General features: G+C 63.8%; 7 protein-coding genes. 2 read left to right on the top strand and 5 right to left on the bottom strand.

Features of this window, described 5'->3' with window-relative positions; translation table 11 throughout:
* Positions 1–135 precede the first annotated feature (135 nt).
* Positions 136–951 (top strand): arsenite methyltransferase, encoded by an 816-nt coding sequence (locus D580_RS0112750; RefSeq protein WP_018954761.1) that lies wholly within the window; start codon positions 136–138, stop codon positions 949–951.
* Here D580_RS0112750 and D580_RS15575 read toward each other — a convergent pair.
* The 5 genes from D580_RS15575 to D580_RS0112725 all read right to left on the bottom strand — a co-directional run bounded on the left by D580_RS15575 (position 932) and on the right by D580_RS0112725 (position 5,605).
* Entirely contained in the window at positions 932–2,725 is a 1,794-nt protein-coding gene (locus D580_RS15575) for a bifunctional diguanylate cyclase/phosphodiesterase (RefSeq protein ID WP_081617288.1), read from the bottom strand. The two genes, D580_RS0112750 and D580_RS15575, sit on opposite strands and share 20 nt — an antisense overlap.
* Before the next feature lie 120 nt (positions 2,726–2,845).
* Complete coding sequence (locus D580_RS0112740) at positions 2,846–3,835, bottom strand: 2OG-Fe(II) oxygenase family protein (RefSeq protein WP_026289965.1); 990 nt, start codon at positions 3,833–3,835, stop codon at positions 2,846–2,848.
* Positions 3,836–3,997: 162 nt separating this feature from the next.
* The gene (locus tag D580_RS0112735; RefSeq protein ID WP_018954758.1) at positions 3,998–4,447 is read right to left on the bottom strand and encodes a CBS domain-containing protein; all 450 of its coding nucleotides are present in this window, start codon (positions 4,445–4,447) and stop codon (positions 3,998–4,000) included.
* 24 nt (positions 4,448–4,471) lie between these two features.
* Positions 4,472–5,050: an HPF/RaiA family ribosome-associated protein gene (locus D580_RS0112730; RefSeq protein ID WP_026289964.1), complete on the bottom strand. Its 579-nt coding sequence runs from the start codon at positions 5,048–5,050 to the stop codon at positions 4,472–4,474.
* 348 nt (positions 5,051–5,398) lie between these two features.
* The gene (locus D580_RS0112725; RefSeq protein ID WP_018954756.1) at positions 5,399–5,605 is read right to left on the bottom strand and encodes a hypothetical protein; all 207 of its coding nucleotides are present in this window, start codon (positions 5,603–5,605) and stop codon (positions 5,399–5,401) included.
* 113 nt (positions 5,606–5,718) lie between these two features.
* Here D580_RS0112725 and D580_RS15570 point away from each other — a divergent pair, with 113 nt between their 5' ends.
* Complete coding sequence (locus D580_RS15570) at positions 5,719–5,985, top strand: helix-hairpin-helix domain-containing protein (protein ID WP_018954755.1); 267 nt, start codon at positions 5,719–5,721, stop codon at positions 5,983–5,985.
* Positions 5,986–6,039 lie beyond the last annotated feature (54 nt).

Below are 6,039 nucleotides of genomic sequence, written 5' to 3'. Positions count from 1 at the left end.
CCCCGTCACAGCGAGCAGATCGGCGGCCGCAGTAGAAGGGTGGTGTGATATGCGGGCTAGACACCGCCGGTCACTGCAGGAGAAGTGAATCAGGCATAGAATAATGGCCTATCCCAGCCACTCAGGTATCAGGCCATGAGCCAGAAGAAGGCAGACGAACTGCGCCAGCACGTGCGCGAGAGCTATGCCAGGGTCGCCGAGGCCAGCAACAGCGGGGACTGTTGCGGCGAGGCATCCAGTTGCTGCGGTGTATCCGATGACGCCGCCATCAATACCCTGATCTCCACCCGCCTTGGTTATTCAGCACAGGACCTGGCTACGGTGCCCGAAGGCGCCGACATGGGGCTTGGCTGCGGCAACCCCCGTGCCATCGCGAGCCTCAAACCCGGCGAGGTGGTGGTGGACCTGGGCAGCGGCGGCGGCTTCGACTGCTTCCTGGCATCGGCCGAGGTGGGCGAGACCGGGAAGGTGATCGGCGTGGACATGACCCCCGCCATGGTGAGCAAGGCGCGCGCCAATGCAGAAAAGGGCGGCTTCAATAACGTGGAGTTCCGCCTGGGCGAGATCGAGCACCTGCCGGTAGCGGACAACACCGCCGACGTGATCATCTCCAACTGCGTGATCAACCTTTCCCCCGACAAGCCCCAGGTGTTCCGGGAGGCCTTCCGCATCCTCAGGCCCGGCGGACGCCTGGCCATCTCCGACGTGGTGGCCAGCACGGAACTGCCCGAGGAGATGAGAAACGACCCAGTGCTACATGCCGGCTGCATCTCGGGTGCGCCGCTGCTGGCGGACCTGCACGCCATGCTGGATGATGCGGGCTTTTCCGACATCCGCATCACGCCCAAGGACGAGTCCAGGGAATTCATCAGGGACTGGGCCCCGGGTCGCGGTGTCGAGGACTATGTCCTCTCCGCCCACATCGCGGCGGTCAAGCGGGTGGGGCGTTAGACAGTTTGTTATTCGCCGTCTCCCTGGACTGCTGGGGGAGGATCGATCTGCGCCGGTCCACGAATAGGCTGCTGCCCTCCATCGCCTTGGCCTGGTGTTTCGCCTCGGAGGCCGTGTGGGCAATGTCCAGATGGGAATGGAATCGATCCGGCGATACGGGCACCACGCCAATCGATAGGCTCAACATGGGATAGAAGGTTTCCCGGCCTTGCCGATCCTTGGCGCGGATGCCACCGCTGGCCAGATCCTCCGGTTCGTAGAAACCTGGGGCCATGGCGTCGAAGGCCTGCAACAATCTGCGGCATCTCTGCTCCCAATCACCGCCTGCAAGCACCAGCACAAAATCATCGCCGCCCACGTGACCGACGAAGTCACCCACATGGTCCACGTTTTCGAGCAGCAGGGAGCCCAATGCTCGAATGACCTCATCCCCCCTCGCGTAGCCGTAGTAGTCGTTGAAGGGCTTGAAGTGATCCAGGTCGCAATAGGCCACCACGAAATTGACTCCCTCGTTGAGCAGCCCGTCCATGTATTCATTGAGCGGTACGTTACCCGGCAGCTGGGTCAACGGATTGGCGTAACGCGCGTAGCTGATCTGCAGGACTGTGATGCGTTTGAGAAGATCGAGCAGCCGCGCCATCCCCAGGTAGTGTCCCGCCTCATCGACGATGATGAACACGTCCTCGACGTCTTCGGTGGATGTGACCATGGCACTGAGCTCTTCCAGCGGCATGTCCGCACTGGCCACCAGGAAGTCTCTCTGCATGAAGTAGCGCACCGGGCTACGGTCATGCAGTTCCCGGGTGAAGCGCTGGGAATAAAGCGCCAGGATGTCCTGGCGTCGCACCAGTCCGACCGGCCGCTCAGCTTCCACCACCGTCAGTGCCTTGAGAGCCGCATCCCGCTGAAACCTCTCCACGACTCGACCCAGTTCCAGTTCCGGGCCTACGGAAGGATTCGGACGGCACAACACGCCCGCCGTCTGCCCGGGAAGCCGTCTGCGACCACCGGCTTGCCCCTCGTATGCGAGGTCCTGCTGCCCCAGCACGCGGGGCGGATCCGCCTGCGGACGAGCGAAGTAATACCCCTGACCGGAGCCGATCTCCATACCCCGCAGGGTCTCTAGTTCCGCGCGGGTCTCGATGCCTTCGGCGATCACTCGGGTGCCCAGGCCATGAGCGATCTCGCGAATGGACTGGATGAACTGTCGCTTGACCGGGTCATTGTGCACGTTCTGCACGAAATGCTTGTCAATCTTAACGTAATCCGGGCGCAGTTCGGACCAGTGCCTGAGACTGTTGTAGCCCGCACCCAGGTCATCGAGGGCGATGCTGAAGCCCATGCGACGGTAATGCTCCACCGCCTTGCACATCAGACCGAAATCGGCGATGGGCTGCTGTTCGGTCAACTCGATGACCACCTGCTGGGGTGCGATGCCCGCGTCACGGGCCATGGCCAGGGTGCTACCCTGCACCGCCTGGGGATCCACCAAGGCGGCGGGACTCACATTGAGAAACAGCAGGCCCTCAAGGCCCAGTTCGCCGAAGCGGCGGATGATGACCCGCCGGCAGAGCACATCCAGCTCGAACAATCGGCCGGCAGCGGCCGCCTCGCCAAGCAGACGTTCGGGCACATGCAACGGGCTATCGGACGGGCCCCGGATCAGACCTTCATACCCAAGGATTCTGGACTGGCGCAGGGAGGTGATCGGCTGGAAGACCGCTGTCAGAAGACCTTCGCGCAGGATGAAATCAAGACTAGGCGTGAACGACAAGCAAGGACTCCTGACAGGGGCAACGGGCGTCTACAAAGGCTGCACACGTTATGACGCCCATGTGACACGACCATGACATGGGAACGAGTGGTAGCATCCCGCCGACGGGAGAGACTGATGTCAAACGGAGGCGCCCTCATCTCCCCACAGGAAACTCAGCAGCACATAACGCCGGCCGGCCACCACATCCGTGGCCTCGTGCAACAGGCCGCCCGAGAACACGATGGCGCCGCCCATGGGCGGACGATAGCCTTCGGGGCCGAACTCCGGAAATACCAGGCTACCGCCCTGGTAGTCCTCATTGAGATTGATGGACAGGGCGAAGCGGCGATGCCGCGCGTCCGGCGTAACGTTGTCCCGATGTCGACGAAAATATCCGCCAGTGCCCGATTCATAGCAAACCACCTTGAAGGGCTCGAAGCGCGTCACCCGGTAATTGAAGGCGGTGGCTATGCCCGGCAACACACGTCGGGACAGGTGCTCACTGACCCGGCTCACCAGTTCCTCGTCCTCGAGCCGGTGATCCAGCCGCCGCTTCACTGAATGATCGGGTACCAGGGCCGGCTGTCCGTCCACCATGCGCACCATGCCACTGTCGAAGTGATCGGCATCATGGCGCCGGATCAACGACTCGCACAGCGTCGGTGTCAGCACCCCTGGCAGCATGAGCACCGGCGCCGTTGCCTGGCGAATCACCGCCTCCTGAACAACCGACTCCGGAAACTCATCGAGCAGCGAGCAGACATCCTCCGCCCGCGACGCCGGCACACGGGCCACCCGCCGCAGGGTGCCATCCAGGAGCCAGGCCACCGCCCCCTGGCTCGGGTACTGCTCATCCAGGGCTCTGGCCAGGCGTCCGTCGTCACCCATGGCCGGGACGGGCGCCTCCACCGCCTTGCCACCCGGGCCCGGCACAAGGCCCATCACATCGACCCGCTGCGCCAGGGGCGCGAAGGGGGCCAGCGCCTGGGCATCCGCGCCTAGCAGCAGCACGGCGGGGCGTCCGCAGTAGCGTTCGTAGAATGTGGTCGGCACGCCGCCCACCGGCGGCAACAGGAACTCGGGGACCCGTTCACCCGTACGAGGGTGGGGCGCTGGAACGGCATTCATGGAGATCTCCCGTGCTGAACCGTGCGGAAGGAGAAACCATAGGAGCCGACTGTGACATGGTCATGAAAACACCGGGTCCGGGATGTAACCCCGAACTGCGGAGGCTGGGAGAGATGGATGGCAGCCCCAGGGCCACCAAGCTGTTGAGAGGCGCCGCGCGCTTCAGGGTCTGCGCATTTCTTCCCGCACGATCTGCCGGGTCACCACCGAGGAGAGCCGCGACAGCATCTCCCCCATGAGGCCCACCAGGTCGTCCACGGCCAGGATGCCGAGCAGCGCGCCCTTCTCGTTCACCACCGGCAGGCGGCGCACGCCCCTGGCGCGCATCAGCTCCAGGGCATCGAACAGGCCCTGATCCTCCCGTACCGTGACCAGCGGCGCGGTGACCAGATCACGGACCGCGAGCGACGCGGCATCCAGACCCGGCACCATCACCTCCAGCACCAGGTCCCGGTCCGTGACGATGCCCAGCGGTGTGGTGACGCCACCCCTGTCCTCCACCAGTACCACATCTCCCACGTGGTGCTCACGCATGAGCGCCGCGGCCGCCTGCGCGGACTCGTCGCCACGCATCACCACCACGTCCCGATTGCAGAACTCTCCGACTTTCATGATCCCTAACCTCCAGAGGCCGGCTCAGCCGACGATGTGATGCTTGCCTTCCACGTGCACCGTGCTGGCCGCAGGACCGTCCTCGCTGGCCACCTCCGTGAACCAGACCCGGTCGCCCACCTCCAGCTTGCTGAAGTCATAATCCACCACGCTCTTGCTGGTGAAACGGATCTCCCGGCCATCCGTGGTCTCGATCAGGCCGTAATCGGCCATGGGGGCGATTTCCTTGACGACGCCATGGGGCGGCGTCTCGTGCTGTTTCACCTTGCCGCGCTGCTTGCGCACCGTGTCCTGGAGCTGCCGGCGCATGGCATCGAAGGCGTCCCGGATCGCCACGTAGACATCCTCGTGGGCCTGGTGCTCCTTCGGGGCGCGGTTGACCACCAGTTCGTGGCCCGGAATCGTCAGGTCGATACGCACGTGGTAGAGGTTGCCCTTGTGGTGATGCCGGTGTCCGGTCTCGACCACCACCCGGCAGGCCATGATGTGGTCATGGAACTGGCCGAGTTTTTCGATCTGGTCGCGCACCTTGTCCTCCACGGCGGCCGACGGATCCATGTTACGGAAGGCTATTTCCACCAGGGGGACACGCGCTGCATTCATGACATTGACTCCTGCCCGCCGGCTGCCTGGCGGGTCAATGGGACAGTGGAATAGGGAGGCTTGGGAATGAGTATAGACATCCCTCCCGGGTTGCCCATTGATGCAGGTCAGTTACCTGCGCCGGGAGTGCCCCGCCTAAAACCCTTTCCCTCTCACGGGGCCACGGAGACACGGGGTATTTGGATCAAAAGCCCTTCTCCGCGCCTCTGCGAGAGAACTGGTTCTTTTCAGACGGGAAAACCAAAAGGCATGATGCTCTCGCGGAGACGCAGAGACGCAGGGTGTTAAGACATAAATGCTTTCCCCGCGTCTCCGCGCCTCCGTGAGAGAAACCATGGGGTTTATGGCTCAGTACGCCAGTTCAAAACGCTCCTTGTCCTCGTCAAAGTCCCCCAGATAGGGGGAGGCCGCGCCGTGGCAGGCGGCGCAGTTGTTCTCCCAGAGGGGACGGATGTGTTCCCGGTAGGTGACCTCTTCCACGGAGTCCGCGGAGGCGACAGGCACGGCGGCCAGGGTCAGCGCGAGGGCGGCAGCCAAAGTGCGAAAACAGGACATGCATGTCTCCTTGTGCATCAGTGTTTGCGGGTTCATTGGAATCATTATAGGCGTTGCGAACCCGGTTTAATCCGTGCTCGGACACACATCGCCCGGACGCGGACAACAGCGGCATGCTCATTTACCTGATGGGGCTCGCCTCTGCCCAGGACGCCGCATCTGGCGAGCGCCTGGGCAAGCCCGCCATCCGGCGCGACGCCCAGCTCTACCTGCTAGGCAGCCTGCCCGGCGTGGATGCGGACCGCGCCGAGGCGCTGCTTCGGCACTTCGGCAGCGCCCGTGCGGTGCTGGCCGCCGACGCCGACGCCCTGGCACAGGTGGATGGCATCGACCCGGACAGGGCCGCGCGCATCGCCGAGATGCTGGACTACGGAGGCTAGTTCGCACTGGTGTTCACTGCGGCGATGGCATAACCTCGACCTACAAAGACCGAG

The sequence above is a fragment of the Thioalkalivibrio sulfidiphilus genome, from assembly GCF_000377945.1.
Lineage (GTDB): Bacteria > Pseudomonadota > Gammaproteobacteria > Ectothiorhodospirales > Ectothiorhodospiraceae > Thioalkalivibrio_A > Thioalkalivibrio_A sulfidiphilus_A.
This window is presented reverse-complemented; position numbering and strand designations above follow the sequence as displayed.